Genomic DNA, 16,846 nt, shown 5'->3' on the forward strand with positions numbered 1-16,846 from the left:
ACCAACTCACAGCAACCGTTGGCTTTCTGACTACCAGTGCTTCTCCGCTCTGCAACAAATGATACCCCTATTATACCAGTAATAGTAAGGCTATGCAGCCTTTTGTTACAAATTGGTATATTCTGTTATTTTTGACATAATTACCATATTCACTTACAATTGAATGGTAAGAATTAACACTGTATATCGCAAAATCAGCAATGATTGTTGATTTTCGGTTTGCCCTGCTAACGAAATATGTTAGCTTTTTTTATTGAATTTCAATAGGAGTATGGCACCGATGAGAATTGCATTAATTGGAGCTGGCCCACGTAACTTAGCTATTTTGGGTCGGCTATTATTCACCATAGATTCAAAAACAGAGGTCGTAATTGACCTTTTTGACCCCAGTACAATTGGCGGTCGCGTTTGGGACCCATTTTTAAAAAACAACCATACCTTTTTAATGAACACTTACGCCAATCAGGTTACCCTCTTTGACGATTACGAGCTGTTTGACCATGAAGTTCCAATTGCCCGCCCTAATCTCTTAACATGGGCACAAACAAAGGCCTTTGACTACCTCTCTGACCACCCTGAGTACCCATCCGCCTACCGTGATGAAGTACTTTCCTTAATTTCAGCCAATACCTTTTCTTCTAGAGGTTTATTCGGCATTTATGCCGCTTGGTACTTTGAGGAATTACAGAATGCTTGTCCCAAAAACATCAACATTTCCTTCCATAAATCGGAAGTAGTCGACCTTCATAAGGGTCCTCGACGATTTAAACTTAAAACAGCGGATGGACGCACCAGCCGCTACGACCGAGTAGTCCTCGCACCCGGCCATATCGATAACCAACTAAATCAAAAGCAATCCGACCTCATGACTTTTGCTAAGAAAGAAGGATTGGTTTATTTCCCTGCCTCCCATCCGGCAGAAAATGACTTCAGTAAAATCAAGGAAAGCGATTCTGTTTTAATTGAAGGGCTTGGTCTTTCCTTCTTTGATGTCTTACTATCACTAACAGCTGGTAAAGGTGGTACCTTTATAACCAATCGCGATGGGTCACTCACCTATCGTCCATCGGGGCATGAACCGAAAATTGTGGCTGGATCATTCAATGGTCTTCCTCCTCGTTCGAAAGGCGTAAACCAGAAAGAAGCCTCACAGCTTTATCAACCCCGTTTCTTTACTCTTCCAAAACTAAAGGAACTTGCCCTAGAGCACGATGGCAAGTTGCCCTTTGACGACTTCATGACCATTCTGAAACAGGAATTAACTTACAAGTTCCTATTCAATCAGATTCAGCAAACCGATTTGCCCTTTGATTCAAACAAAACCAACATCATCCACTTTATTCAGAATCCAAAACATTGGCCACTGATAAACGATGTCTTTGATTTAGACCTTGAAACAGCCATCAATTGGGATGATAAAATCTTCCCAGCCCTAAAGTGGACAAAAGAAAACTATAAGCAAAACCTGGAAGACCACCTAAGGAAGGATATCGTTTCTGCCCAGTTAGGAAATGATTGGTCGCCATTAACCGGTTCTTACGATCTTCTTCGTGATTTAAGAGATATTGTTCGTACACTTTACAATGACGGGTACTTCACGGATGACGGTTATAAAAAAATGCTAACTTCCTTCCGTTACTTCGATAATCAGCTTTCTGCAGGTCCTCCCCTCATTCGTATGCGTCAGCTGCTCGCATTACTGCAAGCAAACGTGATTACGATTGCTGGACCTGGTTACAAAACTGGCCACGACGATCAATACTTTACGGCAACAGATAACTTTGGCAATTCTTACAAAGGAACTTGCCTAATTGAAGCCCGACTCTCAACCATTGATTTTCGAATTGCGAAGTCACCTCTTATTCGTTCACTAGCAAAGCAAGGATTAATTCGGCCAAACGATCAAACACCTAATAGTGACCAAAGTGATTTACTTGCTAACACGATTAAAGTTAATCCAAAGAACTTTATGGCCATCGATAAACATAACCAGCCTGTCTTCGGCTTCTTTATTTCCGGCATTCCACTTGAGGGGGAACGTTGGTTCAACACGGTTATTCCAAGGCCCTATGTCAACACTTTGATATTTAAAGAATCAAAATTGTTAGTTGCTGCCTTATTAACCAAGCATCCTCATTTTCACGAAATATTCCATTAAAAAAGTCCTGATGCAAAAGCATCAGGACTTTTTCTTATAACTTCAAGAAGTCGACTTTTAGACGGTATACCTCATCAGTATCAAAATCATGCACCCCATGGTGTCCACCAGGCAGCCAATACGTTTTGGCTGTTTTACCCACCATTTTATTAAAGCGCTTAACCATTTCTTTACTTTGTAGTTCAGGCACGACTTGATCGGCTGAACCAGCCATCGCAAAAATTTCAGGCATTTCAGTTGTAAAGTAGTTAGCCGGGTTACCTTGTGAAATCGCAATTGGGTTCTCATCAACTCGATGGCCGGCTATAGCCAAGCCCTCAAATGAGTATGGTGCACCTGACTCAGCATACTTTGGTTGAACACCTAGCTCTTTAAATTGCTCAGAAAAGCGGTCAAATTCATAAGGCCCATAAGAAGCAATCACCTTCTGTATTATTGGCATATCCGCTAAGTCATCGGCTAACCCTTCAACATGGCCTAGTTTAACCCCGGCTGTAACTGAAGCAGTTGTTAACATCGCTAACTGAGCACCAGATGATTCGCCCGCTAAATAGAAAGCATCTGGATTCAGCCCCCATGCTTCGGCTTTCTTACTAAGTTGAATCAAAACCGCCCTTACTTCGGCCACCTGATTGGGAAAAGCATAGTTTTCTTCAGATATTAATTCATAGTTCATTGATACGACGGCGAACCCCTCTTGAGTTAATCGTAAATTGGGTTCTAACTTTTCCGTCGACTTTGTTCCTCGAACTAATCCTCCTCCTTGTAAATCGAGAAGAACAGGAGTAGAACCTTTCCTTTTCTTTGGTAGGTATAAGTCGAATCGCTGCCACTTTTCGTTACCGTAAACTTGATCCTTTATGACTTCACCGACCGATTCTGGGATAGAAACTGAATTAAAATTCACATTTAAATCTTTAAATAGCATCTGAACACTCCTTGTGTTTCACGTGAAACATCATTTATCATCGTTCCACGTGAAACAATGATAAAGAAAAAGCTAAGACTGAATATCATCTTAGCAAAATGTATATATTCTTAAAGACTTCTTAATCATTTCCTTTACGGTTATCCCAAAGATAGACAACCAATAACATAATCGTCGCAAGGTCAGATGTTACCAATGCTAAATCAACAAACTTAAAGACCCATGCTACAACAGAAATAAACAATAGAATCAAGGCGATGATTGCCGTGTATACAGTAGTTACTTTCATTTTTACTTCTCCTTTTGACTATCCTTTAATAATTGAAGAATTTCTTTTTGTAAGACGATATTCTCCTTCATTAATTCGTTGTTCTTCTTTAGCAAAGCTTGTTCATTTAACGAATCTTGATGAGGTTCATCATAACCCCACTTTTCTTCCTCAGAACCAATTAACCAATTGTTAATAAATTGGATAAAGTAAAAGACCGCTAAAGCAATGGCAAGCAGAGTTAAAGCAGAAGTTAAGAAATCGGAAAGAGCATTCCAAGTTGAATCAAAACTAGCGGGATGCCCTTTCCCTACTATCCAGCGCCAAAGCGCATAGAAGAAATGAAAGAGCGTCGTTACTAATTCTTTAACAGTCGATCCAAAAGCGTTACCCACAACAACTGAAATAACAAAGGTCAGTAAATTGGGCGCAAAAAGGAAACGACGGAAAGATATCATACCTTCAGAAGACTTTTGAATAAGCCGGTTCTTTTGGTAAATAAATTCTTTCTTTTCTCGAGGTTTGAATAACATGGCGCCTCCAGTAATTTTTTGTTCTCATCTATTATACGTCAGATTTTAATTAGAAAAAAGGTTAGTGGTAATTACAAGTATAAAAAAAACGGCTCTCGCCGTCTTTTTTATTTCTTTAAGAATCCATAACGATGGAAAATATAAGTAGCTGCCACCATTAACCCAATCATAATGATGATGGTTACCCACCAACCTGATTGATGGTTAGCAAATGGAAGATACTCAACGTTTTCACCATAAAAACCAGAAACAACAGTTGGTATTGTAAAGACAATTGAGTAAACCGTCAACACCTTCATCGTCCAGTTCAAGTCTCGATTACCAAGCGTTCCAGTAGCCTTTGTCACGGCGTTAATCACTTCCATGGCCAAACCTGCCATGTCCCGTGCTTGTTCAACTTCAACGCGAACAGCGTCAATTAAATCTAAATCATCTTCTGATACGTGACTCTTATATGACCGACGAATCTGATCAAGCATAATCAAATTATTTGCCAATGAATTCTGCAGGTAAATCATTTGAATTTGAAGATGCAACAAATCATTGGTTTGCTTGGTTAACTGTTTACGGTTTCCAAACTGTGCCTGAATGGCACGACGCTGACGATTAATCTCAGTAATTTCTTCGCCATACATCGTCATTAAGGGGTAAATACCAGTGACCAAGAATTCAAAGACCGATAGGTGATCATCATCAGGCAAGTGCCCGTCAATCTTCCCTGCTGTAAATTCTTTCTTAATATAATCAGTTGGCCGATGCGCAAAGGTAAATAAATCACCATGAACCAAAACAATTCCAATGGGACGAGTCAAAACAGGTTCAGGTTCAGCGGAAATAACATCCAGAATAATCAAAGCTTCGTCAGCTTCTGGATCAAATTCCATTCGAACAGATTCATTTCGATCATTCGCATAACCAAGCATCTGCTCAGTTAACCCATGTTTCGAAAGGAGCTCCGTTCGATCATCCTCTGACATGTTTGTGACATGGTACCAGTGAAAGTTTGCGTTTTGTTTTAACATTTCAATCATGGTGTACCACCTTTTAAAACATCAAGTACAAGCTTTCCTTAACGCTTCTTTGAACGCTTAGCCTTACGCATTTTACGGGCTTTTGCCTTCTCTTTAGCGCGTGCTTCTTCTCGTTCCTGCTTCAATTTAAATGGGTTTTGCAAGAAGAAAGTTTGAACCATTTGGAAGAGATTTCCAACAACCCAGTATAGAGAAACGGCAGCTGGAACAGCCAAAGAAGTGAAGAAAATAATGAATGGGAAGATAAATGGTAAAATCTTCGTCATTGTATTTTGCTGAGGGTTTGCTTGTGTTGAAAGCCAAGATGACCCGAAAGTAAACAAGGCAGCCAACACTGGCAAAATGAAGTAAGGATCCTGATCACCAAGGTTCAACCAAAGGAATGAACCGGAACGGAGAACAGGAGAATTATGAATACCCTGATAAAGAGCAATCAAGACAGGCATCTGAACAAGCAATGGCAGCATTGAAGCAAATGGCGAAACACCATGTTCCTTATAAAGTGCCTGTTGTTCCTGAGCAAGAAGTGTCCGCGTTTCTGTATCGCGACCAGCATACTTTTCTTGTAGAACCTTTAATTGAGGCTGCAAGACCTGCATCTTCTTCATTGAGTCAATTTGGTAAACCATCAAAGGTAGAATGAAGAAACGAATCAAGATTGTAAAGATAACAATCCCTAACCCGTAAGATGAAGAGAACCAAGAAGAAACTCCAAGGATTGAACGGATAAAGAAGGCAACAAAACCTCCCCAGATTCCAGAACCGGCAACATAGCCAGTGTATGAAAGATCCGCTGCAATAATTCCGATAAGGGCCAAGGCCGCTAAAATTAGCGGAAGAAAGCCAACTGTCTTTACCCACTTATTAATCTTTGTCATCTTGCTCATCCTTTAGTAGTTTTGCTAAGCCCAGTACATGGACTAACTGCTGTTTGATAAAAGCCTGAGAGGCTCCAGCAACTGCTGGTCGCGCTATAACAAGTATATCGCTTCTCTGATCGAGTACTGGTTTTAACTCCAGCATCGACTGTCGAATTCTTCTTTTAACATGAACTCGGTCATGCGCCTTTCCAATTTTCTTCCCAACGGAAAGACCTAATCGAAAATGTTTTTGATCTTTTTTCTGCAATCGGTAAACCACGAAGTACTTGTTCGCCACTGAATGATGGTGATCGAATACTCTTTGGAATTCCTCAGGCTTTTTAATACGAAATGACTTACGCATAAGTATCCACCTAAATTGTTATGTACGCAGGAAACCTGCATGAATCATTGAAAATAAAAAGGCCACTGCAAGCAGCGACCTGTTTAGGCAGATAATACCTTGCGGCCCTTCGCGCGGCGGCGAGCCAAAACCTTACGACCGTTGCTCGTTAACATACGCTTACGGAAACCGTGTACGCGTGCGCGATGACGCTTCTTTGGTTGGAATGTACGCTTCATTAGGATTTTCCTCCATTTAAACTAATTTGTCTGCAAATTTCTTTGCAATTCGGGATTAATCATACCACGGATAGGCCGGCCTGACAAGCAAAGCAAGAGATGATACGGAATATTTTTATATATAAAGGAAAAAACTTATCCACATTCTTTTAAACAAGAAATCCAAAGCCCTTGCGTAAGTTGCCAAAAAGAAAAGGTTATACCGCCCTTTTACACAAGTTATCCACTTTTCCACAGGTTGTTGGTTTTTAACTGTGGAAAACGTTGATAAAGAATCAAAAGACGATGTTATCAACATTTCTCCTGTGGATAAACCCTTGTCTTTGTGGATAAAGCGAATTTTTGTTCCCTTTTATTTCCACAAGCTCCTTTTTTCTTTCCCACAATTGGGGATTTATCCATTCCTTTTGATCTTTCTGTGGATAACTATCCTCTCCTCTTTTTTTTTGCTATACTATTTTTAGTATTCATCCCTTTTTAACATCTTTTTTAATTGGAGATTTTGATGTCAGATACCCTATCATCAACTGAATTATGGGATAAGGTGAGTTTCGCACTATACCAAAACCTTGGTGCCATCTCATTCGACACCTTTGTTGATCCCTTGACCCCTGTTGGTATTGAAAACAACCGCTTCATTTTTAAGGTACCCGAAACTTTTGCCGATAAAATCATTAACCAATGGAATACCGAAATTTCAATGAAATTCGTCGAGTATGCCAACAATGAAACTGGTAAATTTATTCGTCCAGAATTTCAAAAAACCGAAAGCCTTGCAAGCGCTGCTCCACAAGCTACCAGTCCTGTTACAACAGGACTAACTTCTGACTCAGAACAACACATTCCCTTTTCTCAGGATGCTGGTTTAAACCCTGACTATACCTTCGAAAAATTCGTTGTTGGTTCTGGTAACGAAAACGCCCGGGCAATTGCTCAAGCGGTTGCTGAGGGGCCCGGAAAAGTCTATAACCCTTACCTTATATATGGAGGTGTTGGGCTAGGAAAGACCCACTTAATGCAAGCGATTGGTAATCAATACGCACAGGACAATCCAAATGCCCGCATCAAATATGCCACGGCTGAAGATTTCCTAAATGATTTCACCAACTCTCTTCGTAAAGGTGGGGATACCAACGCCACGGCGCTCTTTAAGAAGACATACCGTTCGCTTGATATGTTGCTTGTCGATGATATCCAGTTCTGGGCGGGTAAGCCGCAAGTGCAAGAAGAATTCTTTAACACCTTTAACGCATTAACCAAGGCTAATAAGCAAATCGTGATGACCTCCGACCGTTATCCAAATGATATTCCTGATTTACAGGATCGTTTGAAATCACGATTTGAGCAAGGTATTACATCTGACATTCAAAAGCCCGACGTACAAACACGTGTGGCAATTTTGCGAAACCTCCAAGATCAAAATGATTTGGATATTCCAAACGATGTCTTACAGTTAATTGGAGAATCCGTGGACGACAACGTCCGAACGCTTGAAGGCGCCTTTCATAAGTTTGAAGCGAAAATTCGTTACATGAATAAGCCAGCTACCATTGAAACTGCCAAAACCATTTTGGAAGAAATCAATGCCAACAAGAAGTCGGTAATCACAGTTGACCGCATTCAAAAGGTTGTCGCAGACTATTACATGCAAACGGTTGAGGACATGAAATCTAGTCGACGACAGTCAGACATTGTCATGGCTAGGCACGTTGCGATTTATCTCACCCGTACGATGACAGATATGTCACTACCTCAAATCGGCCAGGCCTTCGGGGACCGAGACCATTCATCAATTTCACACGCCTTCACAAAAATTGAAGAGCAAGTTGAAAAAGAAGGTCAAATGAAAGCAATGGTTCAGGATTTGGCTGAAGCCATCCGAAATGGGCAGTAAGGCCCTGTGGATAACTTCCATTTTCACGCCGTTGTTTTCGGCAGAGTTTTCCACAGGCAAAAACTGATGATTCTGGGGCTCATTAGCTAATCCCCGGAACCCACAGCCCTTATTACTATTATTAGTTATTTATTACTATATTTATTTATTATTCGCACCTGCCACAAAGGAGGCCATGTGCTATGAAATTTACGATTAATCGTCAAGCATTTATCAAAGCTTTGAATGACGTTGCTCGAGCAATTTCATCTAAAACAACGATTCCAATTTTGACTAATATGAAATTGGACCTACAAGAAGACCAATTAGTTCTAACTGGTTCTAATGCTGATATTTCAATTCAAATGACTTTAACAGCAGAAGACACAGCCAATGAATTGGTCATTGAATCAACTGGTGGTATCACATTACCTGCTACATTCTTTATTAATATTGTGAAGCACTTGCCTGCTAAGGACATGACGCTATCAATTGAAGGATTACAGGCCCTTATTACATCTGGCTCTGCTTCCTTTAAGATTAATGGGCAACCAAGTTCTGCCTATCCAAAGTTGCCTGAATTATCAGAGACCAAGTCTTTGAAGATTTCTGCTGCTCAATTAATCGAATTGATTGCCCAGACTAAGATTTCTGCCTCTACACAAGAGAGTCGCCCAATTCTTACTGGAATTCACCTTTCTCTTTCTGGTAACCAAATTAAGGCTGTTACAACGGATTCGCACCGTTTGTCACAACGCATTATTACTTTGGTTGGCTCAGAAACAGTTGATGACGCATCTGTTATCATTCCAGCCAAGGCCTTTAATGAACTCCAATCCCTGTTAGAAGGACAAAACGTTGTTGAAGTGAAACTTTCAGCTAACCAGGCTGTCTTTATCTTTGGTAACACCACTTTCTACTCACGATTGCTCGAAGGAAACTATCCTGAAACCGACCGTTTGATTCCATCAGAAGCCAATACTGAATTGGAAATTGATGCCGGTGTTCTATCAGGGGCTATTAATCGTGCCTCCCTTTTGTCACACGAATCACGTAATAACGTTGTTTTGCTGACAATCAAGGATCAACAGGCAGAGCTATCTGGTAATTCACAAGAAGTTGGTCAAGTGAAGGAAGCTTTGGCAGCCAACAAGATTACCGGTGATGACCTCGAAATTTCATTTAACCCTGATTACGTACGAGATGCTCTCCGTGTCTTGCAAGGTAAGACGGTTGAATTGAAGTTCACGACAAACCTTCGTCCATTTATCATTATTCCTGAAGGGGAAACAGATAATAAGCAACTACAGTTGGTTACACCTGTTCGTACCTTCTAAGTTAAAAAATAAAAAAGACCTCGCGGGGTCTTTTTTTTATTATAAAAGCGAAAAGCGACTTTGTTGCCTTTTTTATCTAAAGAGACTGCTTTTAGTTAAATTAGCTAAAAAAGGCTCCTAGGGGCAAATAAAGATAAATATGGTATAATAATGGGGTAAGTCTGATAAAAAATTAGGGGATATTTATGGCTGAGCGCGTGGCAATTACAACCGATTACATCACTCTTCAGCAATTGCTAAAAATCGCTGACCTAATCCGCACTGGCGGAATGGCAAAAGCCTATTTAGCAGAGCAGGAAGTTTTAGTAAACGGTGAAGAAGAAAACCGCCGGGGAAAGAAGTTATACCCTGGCTACACTGTCGAAACTGCTGGTCAAGTCTTTGAAATTGACAGCGAGTCCGATGTTGAAGCAAATGAACGCGAAGAGAAGGCGGCTATTCTAGCCCGTTTTCAAGCGTCGCAAGACAAGGGCTCAAAGAAAGTTGCAAAGAATAAGCCAACGGGACCTTCTTCGTGGAGCTAACCGAATTATCGCTCAGTCACTTTCGTAATTACGATGATGCGAAGCTGACTTTTCAACCAGGAGTGAATGTTTTTCTTGGACAAAACGCCCAGGGAAAAACAAACCTGCTGGAAAGTATCTACGCTTTGGCCCTGGCCCGTTCCCATCGAACGAAAATCGATAAAGATTTAATTCAGTGGGGCCAGAGCCAGGCTAGAATATCGGGTATTATTGAAAACCGATTTGGTAAGACACCCCTTTCCCTTTCCTGGTCCAACAAAGGAAAACAGGCCCGAGTGAATCATTTAGATCAGAGCCGCCTGTCAACTTACATTGGTCAATTGAATGTTATTTTATTTGCCCCTGAGGATTTGGACCTTGTTAAAGGACCACCAGCCATCAGACGACGATTTATTGACATTGAATTCGGGCAAATGAACCGGACTTATTTACAACTGTCTTCCCAATACAAACGCGTTTTAAAAGACCGTAATGCCTACTTAAAGGCCTGGTCCTTTGGTGGGAAAAAAGATGCTGTCTTTTTATCAGTTTTAACGGACCAATTGATTGAACTATCAGTCAAGTTGATTCTGTTGAAGCAACGCTTTTTAAAAGAGTTGGAAAAAGCAGCGGCTCGGATTCACCGTGAAGTGGCTAATCAGACAGAAGAGCTGACGCTCCACTACAAAACAGCAGTGGATTTGCAGCAAGTCTCAACGGAAGAGGAACTCTTAGAAGCATTACGGGTTGCTTTTTCGAAGCAGTCTGACCGGGAAAAGAAACAGGGAACAACCTTGGTTGGCCCCCACCGGGACGACTTTACCATTGAGGTCAATGGTGTTGACGTTTCGAACTTTGGGTCACAAGGTCAACAGCGAACCGCTGCTCTGGCCCTTAAGTTGGGAGAAATTGACCTGATGCACCAGGAAACTGGCGAATATCCGGTCTTACTATTAGATGATGTTTTATCAGAGTTGGATGCCTCACGGCAGACCCATCTCTTAATGAGCATTGAAAACAAGGTACAAACCTTTATTACCGCCCCCTCTCTTTCTGAGGTCGCTCGGTCGTTGATCAAAGAACCGAAAGTCTTTTTGGTCAAGGACGGAACCATTCAGGTGGAGACGAAGTAGGAGGCAAGAGGAGAATCATGGCTGAAGAAGAAAAGAACGAAATCGAAACAGTCTCAGTTTCTGCTGAAGATATCGAAAATGCCAGCAAGATGCAGACCGATGCTGATGACTATAACGCCGATCAGATTCAGGTTTTGGAAGGTTTGGAAGCCGTCCGTAAGCGTCCTGGTATGTACATTGGAACAACGACTGCCCAAGGTTTGCACCACTTGGTTTGGGAAATTGTCGATAACGGAATCGATGAAGCCCTAGCAGGTTTTGCTAGTCACATTACGGTGACAATTGAAAAGGATAACTCCATTACGGTAACCGATGATGGTCGTGGTATTCCGGTTGATATCCAATCAAAGACAGGAAAGCCCGCCTTGGAAACGGTCTTCACCATTTTGCACGCCGGTGGAAAGTTCGGCGGTGGCGGATATAAGGTTTCTGGTGGTCTTCACGGTGTTGGAGCCTCTGTTGTTAACGCCCTTTCAACCTCACTTGATGTGCAGGTTGTCCGTGACGGTCAGCTCTACTACATGGACTTTCAAACAGGCCGTGTAAAGACGCCAATGACTAAGAAGTCCGGTCCACTTCCAATCGAACGTGGAACCATCGTTCACTTCAAGCCAGATCCTGATATTTTCCAGGAAACAACGGTTTACAACTACCAGACCCTGCTTTCACGTGTTCGTGAATTGGCCTTCTTGAACAAGGGACTCCGTATTTCAATCACGGACAAGCGTCCTGATGAACCCGTTTCTGAATCCTTCTACTTCGAAGGTGGAATCAAGGAATACGTTTCCTACTTGGACGAAGGCAAGCAAGTACTCTTTGACGAGCCGGTTTACGTTGAAGGTGAAGAAAACGACATCGTCGTTGAAGTTGCCTTGCAATATACCACTGAAGTCAAAGAAAACTTGAAGACTTTTACAAACAACATCAACACCTATGAAGGTGGAACCCACGAAACTGGTTTCAAGACCGCTTTGACCCGTGTGATTAACGATTACGCTCGTAAGCAGAAGATTTTGAAGGAAAACGATGATTCTTTGACGGGTGAAGACGTCCGTGAAGGAATGACTGCCATCGTATCCATCAAGCACCCGGATCCACAGTTCGAAGGTCAGACAAAGACCAAGCTTGGAAACTCCGATGCTCGTCAGGCCGTTGACCGCATGTTCTCGGATACATTCTCCCGTTTCATGATGGAAAACCCAGCGGTTGCCAAGCAAATCGTTGCCAAGGGCGCCCTAGCCCAAAAGGCCCGTTTGTCTGCTAAACGTGCCCGTGAAATGACACGTAAGCAGTCTGGACTCGAAATTTCAAACCTTCCAGGTAAGTTGGCGGATAACACGTCAAAGGAACCTGAGATTTCTGAATTGTTCATTGTCGAGGGTGACTCAGCCGGTGGTTCTGCTAAGCAGGGACGTAACCGTTTGACACAGGCCATCTTGCCAATTCGTGGAAAGATTTTGAACGTTGGAAAGGCCTCATTGGATCGTGTTTTGGCAAACGAAGAAATTCGTTCCCTTTTCACTGCCCTTGGTGCTGGATTTGGTAAGGACTTTGACGTTTCAAAGGCCCACTACCACAAAATCATCATCATGACCGATGCCGATGTCGATGGTGCCCACATTCGAACATTGTTGTTGACGCTCTTCTACCGTTACATGCGTCCAATGATTGATGCTGGATACATCTACATTGCCCAGCCACCTTTGTATGGTGTCGCACTTGGTAATTCCAAGCACTTAACCTACTTGGATTCTGATGAAGAATTGACAGAGTACCTTGCGCAGTTGCCATCAAATGCTAAGCCAAAGGTTCAGCGTTATAAGGGTCTTGGAGAAATGGATTACGACCAGTTGGCCGATACAACCATGGATCCACAAAACCGCCGTTTGTTGCGTGTTGACCCACACGATGCTGAAGAGGCGGACGCCGTTATTGATATGCTGATGGGTGGCGATGTGCCACCACGTCGTCAGTTTATTGAGGATAACGCGGTCTACGTCCAAGACCTAGATATTTAAGCTACTGCTTGATTCGGAGTAAGAAATGCCAGAAGAACAAGATAGTCGTATTAAAAATACCCATCTAGCGGAGCAGATGAAGACATCCTTCCTTTCGTATGCGATGTCAGTTATCGTTGCCCGTGCTTTGCCGGACGTCCGCGATGGAATGAAGCCTGTCCACCGTCGAATTTTGTATTCGATGATTGAACAGGGAAACACACCAGATAAGCCACACAAGAAGTCTGCTCGTATCGTCGGTGACGTTATGGGTAAGTATCACCCCCACGGTGATTCAGCTATCTACGAATCAATGGTTCGTATGGCCCAGGACTTTTCATACCGCTACATGTTGGTAGACGGACACGGTAACTTCGGTTCTGTCGACGGTGATTCAGCTGCCGCCATGCGTTATACCGAAGCGCGTTTGTCTAAAGTTGCCATGGAAATGGTTCGTGACCTGAACAAGAACACGGTTGACTTTGTTCCCAACTACGATGGTGAAGAACGTGAGCCAGACGTGCTCCCTGCCCGTATCCCAAACCTTTTGGTTAACGGTGCAACCGGTATCGCCGTTGGAATGACGACCAACATCCCAACGCACAACCTTGGTGAAGTGATTTCAGCTCTCCACATCCTGATGGGAAACCCAGATGCGACAACGGCTGATTTGATGGAAGCACTGCCTGGACCTGACTTCCCTACTGGTGGAATTGTTATGGGTAAGGCTGGAATCCGAAAGGCCTATGAAACGGGTCGTGGAACCATTACCCTTCGTGCCAAAGTCGATATCGAACAAACGAAGACTGGTCGCGAACAAATCATCGTGACCGAACTACCCTATGCGGTTAACAAGGCCCGTTTGATCGAACGAATTTCTGAATTGGTTCGTGATAAGAAGATTGATGGGATTACTGCCATCCGCGATGAGTCTGACCGTGAAGGATTGCGAGTGTCAATCGATGTTCGTCGTGATGCCTCAGCATCTGTTATTTTGAACAACCTTTACAAGCAAACACTTTTGCAGACTGGTTTCTCATTCAACATGTTGGCCATCGATCATGGTGCTCCAAAGACCCTTTCTTTGAAGGAAATCTTGGAAGCCTACCTCGAACACCAACGTTCAGTTGTTCGTCGTCGTACTGAATTTGATTTAAAGAAGGCCGAAGCACGTGCGCACATCCTCGAAGGATTGCGAATTGCCTTAGACCACATCGATGAAATTATCCATATTATTCGTTCATCAAAGACGTCAGATGAAGCTAAGGGCCGTTTGATTGATGGCTATGATTTGTCGGACAAGCAGTCGCAGGCCATCTTGGACATGCGTTTGGTTCGTTTGACCGGTTTGGAACGAGACAAGATTGAGGATGAGTATCAAAAGCTTGTGGCTTTGATTGCTGATTTGAAGGATATCTTGGCTCACCAAGAACGAATTGATCAAGTCATCTACGATGAATTGCTCGAAATCCAAAACCGCTTCGGTGACCCACGTCGTACCGAATTGCAGGTTGGTGATGTGACAAGCATCGAAGACGAAGACTTGATTGAACAAGAAGACGTTATTGTCACTTTGACAAACAACGGCTACATCAAGCGTGTTGCTGCCTCTGAATTTAAGGCACAAAACCGTGGAGGCCGTGGTGTTCAAGGTATGAACTTGAATGACGAAGACTTCGTTGCGCAATTGGCAAACCTTTCAACTCACGATTCCCTCTTCTTCTTTACGAATAAGGGAAAGGTTTATCGTATGAAGGGTTACGAGATTCCTGAATATGGCCGTTCGGCTAAGGGAATCCCAGTCATTAACCTCTTGAACTTTGACCAAGACGAAGCTATCCAGAGTCTTCTAACGGTTCACGGTAATCCTGGTGAAAGTCAGGACAACCTCTTCTTTGTTACTCGTAAGGGTGTTGTTAAGCGTACCAAGGTGCAGGACTTTGCTAATATCCGTACTTCTGGATTGAAGGCCCTCACCCTTCGCGAAGACGATGAAATCTTGAAGGTCTTGCAGACTAACGGTGAGCAAAACGTTATTATTGCAACCTATAATGGCTATTCAGTTACCTTTGCGGAAGATGCTGTTCGTCTCATGGGACGTGCTGCTGCCGGTGTACGTGGAATTAACCTTCGTGAAGGCGATGAAGTCGTTGGTGCTGATATTCTAGCAGCCGACCATAACGTTCTTATCATTACTGAAAAGGGTTACGGAAAGCAGACGCCTGCGGAAGAATACCCTGTTAAGGGTCGTGGTGGTAAAGGAATTAAGACCGCTACAATCACGGAAAAGAACGGTCCACTTGCTGGAATGGTTACGGTTGACGGTGATGAAGACATCATGGTCACAACCAACCTCGGTGTGATGATTCGTTTCGGTATTGCTGACGTGTCACAAACAGGTCGTGCAACACAAGGTGTTCGTTTGATTCGTCTTGAAGATGAGTCAAAGGTTGCTACCTTTACAAAATTGGAACCAGTTGAAGAAGTGGAAGAAGAAACGCCTTCTGAAACGACTGAAGACTAGTTCAACCATATAAATTGCTTTAACGTAAAAGTCGTCGGGACATTGTCCCGACGACTTTTATTTGTTATGGATTAATTGAGGCCGCTCGGTTTGTTCGGATGACCAGCGTAAAACATCTCGTAGTTTACCTGCGTAGTTTCTTGAAACCGGAATTTGTTGACCGTTCACGAGTGTTAAGTAGTGTTCATTTGGATAATAAGCATTCAAATAACTAGTATTCACAATGAATGATGTATGAACACGTTGGAAGTGATCGTGTAAAAGCTCGACTTCTCGCATTGAAGAACGAATGCGCGTTTGGTGATCGGATTCATGAACAATCAAATGATAACTGCCGCTTTCCGTCGTAATGTAAATGATGCGTGTTAAATCAAATAGGCGGCTGGTACGTCCATCCGGTAAACGAATGGATACAGGACGAAAGTCGTAGATGTGTCGGATGTTGAGTTTGGCTGTTGCAACAGCACGCAAAAGACGGTCGAAGAAAGCTGAGTTGAAATTTCCTTTAATGATGTAGTCGAGTAGACCAACATGTGCTTCAAAACAAAGCATGGCCATTTCGGCATTATCAGACATCATAATAATCTGAGCGTCTGGGTCCCGTTCACGTATTAGTTGAGCAGTTTGAATACCGGCTTGCTCAAATCCACGAATACATGAGTCAAGAATAATAACCTGCCCCTTCCGCGTTCGACCTAAGGCGTGTAGTAAGGCGGATGGCGTTTCAAAGTAAATAGAATTGAATAGAACCTTCTTAATAAGACGCTGGCTCTTTAAATTGTCGGTCAAGATGTAGCAAGGCATATCTGTCTCCTTTTACTAGCTGACTGATTCTACAGATATTATACGAAATATTGCTGAAAAAGGCCCTACTTAATTTAAAATAATTAATTAAACGAGATAAATCGACAAAATATTAAATAAAATGGACGGATTTGTCTAATAACTTTCGTAGACAAATAAATAATCAAAATTTCCAATAAAAAAAGCAAAAAAAGCATTGACCGAACGGGTCAATGCCGGTATACTAATTATTGTTCCTTGCGAGGGACAAGCGGTTATCAAGTTTTGCTTGATAATCACCAGCAAAACTCATAAAAATAGTTGTTGCACAAGTTG

The 16,846-nt window shown here is 42.5% G+C and carries 15 protein-coding genes; 7 read left to right on the forward strand and 8 right to left on the reverse strand.

What is annotated here, in order from left to right:
* The first annotated feature begins 280 nt into the window (after window positions 1-280).
* Window positions 281-2,158 (forward strand): FAD/NAD(P)-binding protein, encoded by a 1,878-nt coding sequence (locus H7198_RS00840; RefSeq protein ID WP_274457876.1) that lies wholly within the window; start codon window positions 281-283, stop codon window positions 2,156-2,158.
* Between the two features lie 34 nt (window positions 2,159-2,192).
* Here the strand turns inward: H7198_RS00840 and H7198_RS00845 are convergent, their stop codons facing one another.
* The 7 genes from H7198_RS00845 to rpmH form a co-directional block, all read right to left on the reverse strand.
* On the reverse strand, window positions 2,193-3,086 hold the full coding sequence (locus tag H7198_RS00845) for an alpha/beta hydrolase (RefSeq protein ID WP_274457878.1): 894 nt from the start codon (window positions 3,084-3,086) through the stop codon (window positions 2,193-2,195).
* Between the two features lie 121 nt (window positions 3,087-3,207).
* Window positions 3,208-3,375 carry a hypothetical protein gene (locus H7198_RS00850; protein ID WP_274457880.1) on the reverse strand — a complete coding sequence of 56 codons (168 nt, stop codon included), beginning with the start codon at window positions 3,373-3,375 and terminating at the stop codon, window positions 3,208-3,210.
* Between the two features lie 2 nt (window positions 3,376-3,377).
* Window positions 3,378-3,887, reverse strand: coding sequence for an MscL family protein (locus H7198_RS00855; protein ID WP_274457883.1), 510 nt, complete (start codon window positions 3,885-3,887; stop codon window positions 3,378-3,380).
* A 107-nt stretch (window positions 3,888-3,994) separates the two neighbouring features.
* The gene (locus H7198_RS00860) at window positions 3,995-4,918 is read right to left on the reverse strand and encodes a magnesium transporter CorA family protein (RefSeq protein WP_274457885.1); all 924 of its coding nucleotides are present in this window, start codon (window positions 4,916-4,918) and stop codon (window positions 3,995-3,997) included.
* Between the two features lie 38 nt (window positions 4,919-4,956).
* Window positions 4,957-5,796 (reverse strand): membrane protein insertase YidC, encoded by an 840-nt coding sequence (locus H7198_RS00865; RefSeq protein ID WP_274457887.1) that lies wholly within the window; start codon window positions 5,794-5,796, stop codon window positions 4,957-4,959.
* Entirely contained in the window at window positions 5,783-6,142 is a 360-nt protein-coding gene (gene rnpA / locus H7198_RS00870) for a ribonuclease P protein component (protein WP_091503181.1), read from the reverse strand. Before rnpA ends, H7198_RS00865 begins: the two co-directional genes overlap by 14 nt.
* An 83-nt stretch (window positions 6,143-6,225) precedes the next feature.
* Entirely contained in the window at window positions 6,226-6,366 is a 141-nt protein-coding gene (gene rpmH / locus H7198_RS00875) for a 50S ribosomal protein L34 (protein WP_213793221.1), read from the reverse strand.
* Window positions 6,367-6,865: 499 nt separating this feature from the next.
* Here rpmH and dnaA point away from each other — a divergent pair, with 499 nt between their 5' ends.
* From dnaA to gyrA, 6 genes are all read left to right on the forward strand, one after another.
* On the forward strand, window positions 6,866-8,254 hold the full coding sequence (dnaA, locus tag H7198_RS00880) for a chromosomal replication initiator protein DnaA (RefSeq protein ID WP_274457891.1): 1,389 nt from the start codon (window positions 6,866-6,868) through the stop codon (window positions 8,252-8,254).
* A gap of 182 nt (window positions 8,255-8,436) precedes the next feature.
* Window positions 8,437-9,570 (forward strand): DNA polymerase III subunit beta, encoded by a 1,134-nt coding sequence (gene dnaN, locus H7198_RS00885; protein ID WP_274457893.1) that lies wholly within the window; start codon window positions 8,437-8,439, stop codon window positions 9,568-9,570.
* Window positions 9,571-9,755: 185 nt separating this feature from the next.
* Window positions 9,756-10,094 (forward strand): S4 domain-containing protein YaaA, encoded by a 339-nt coding sequence (yaaA, locus tag H7198_RS00890; protein WP_274457895.1) that lies wholly within the window; start codon window positions 9,756-9,758, stop codon window positions 10,092-10,094.
* Entirely contained in the window at window positions 10,085-11,206 is a 1,122-nt protein-coding gene (gene recF, locus H7198_RS00895; protein WP_274457899.1) for a DNA replication/repair protein RecF, read from the forward strand. Before yaaA ends, recF begins: the two co-directional genes overlap by 10 nt.
* Window positions 11,207-11,295: 89 nt before the next feature.
* Window positions 11,296-13,224 carry a DNA topoisomerase (ATP-hydrolyzing) subunit B gene (gene gyrB, locus H7198_RS00900; RefSeq protein ID WP_274457910.1) on the forward strand — a complete coding sequence of 643 codons (1,929 nt, stop codon included), beginning with the start codon at window positions 11,296-11,298 and terminating at the stop codon, window positions 13,222-13,224.
* Window positions 13,225-13,249: 25 nt separating this feature from the next.
* Entirely contained in the window at window positions 13,250-15,727 is a 2,478-nt protein-coding gene (gene gyrA / locus H7198_RS00905; protein WP_274457902.1) for a DNA gyrase subunit A, read from the forward strand.
* 57 nt (window positions 15,728-15,784) lie between these two features.
* Here gyrA and H7198_RS00910 read toward each other — a convergent pair whose 3' ends face one another.
* On the reverse strand, window positions 15,785-16,531 hold the full coding sequence (locus H7198_RS00910) for a LytR/AlgR family response regulator transcription factor (RefSeq protein ID WP_274457904.1): 747 nt from the start codon (window positions 16,529-16,531) through the stop codon (window positions 15,785-15,787).
* Between the last annotated feature and the right edge of the window lie 315 nt (window positions 16,532-16,846).

The organism is Fructobacillus sp. CRL 2054 (genome assembly GCF_028764065.1).
In the GTDB taxonomy this organism is placed as follows: Bacteria; Bacillota; Bacilli; order Lactobacillales; family Lactobacillaceae; genus Fructobacillus.

Bases quoted from the DNA above. Each gene is read 5' to 3' on its own strand.
- dnaN (WP_274457893.1), top strand. From the start codon at position 8,437: ATGAAATTTACGATTAATCGTCAAGCATTTATCAAAGCTTTGAATGAC.
- H7198_RS00850 (WP_274457880.1), bottom strand. From the start codon at position 3,375: ATGAAAGTAACTACTGTATACACGGCAATCATCGCCTTGATTCTATTG.
- dnaA (WP_274457891.1), top strand. From the start codon at position 6,866: ATGTCAGATACCCTATCATCAACTGAATTATGGGATAAGGTGAGTTTC.
- H7198_RS00865 (WP_274457887.1), bottom strand. From the start codon at position 5,796: ATGACAAAGATTAATAAGTGGGTAAAGACAGTTGGCTTTCTTCCGCTA.
- H7198_RS00840 (WP_274457876.1), top strand. From the start codon at position 281: ATGAGAATTGCATTAATTGGAGCTGGCCCACGTAACTTAGCTATTTTG.
- H7198_RS00910 (WP_274457904.1), bottom strand. From the start codon at position 16,531: ATGCCTTGCTACATCTTGACCGACAATTTAAAGAGCCAGCGTCTTATT.
- H7198_RS00845 (WP_274457878.1), bottom strand. From the start codon at position 3,086: ATGCTATTTAAAGATTTAAATGTGAATTTTAATTCAGTTTCTATCCCA.
- gyrA (WP_274457902.1), top strand. From the start codon at position 13,250: ATGCCAGAAGAACAAGATAGTCGTATTAAAAATACCCATCTAGCGGAG.
- rnpA (WP_091503181.1), bottom strand. From the start codon at position 6,142: ATGCGTAAGTCATTTCGTATTAAAAAGCCTGAGGAATTCCAAAGAGTA.
- yaaA (WP_274457895.1), top strand. From the start codon at position 9,756: ATGGCTGAGCGCGTGGCAATTACAACCGATTACATCACTCTTCAGCAA.
- H7198_RS00860 (WP_274457885.1), bottom strand. From the start codon at position 4,918: ATGATTGAAATGTTAAAACAAAACGCAAACTTTCACTGGTACCATGTC.
- H7198_RS00855 (WP_274457883.1), bottom strand. From the start codon at position 3,887: ATGTTATTCAAACCTCGAGAAAAGAAAGAATTTATTTACCAAAAGAAC.
- gyrB (WP_274457910.1), top strand. From the start codon at position 11,296: ATGCAGACCGATGCTGATGACTATAACGCCGATCAGATTCAGGTTTTG.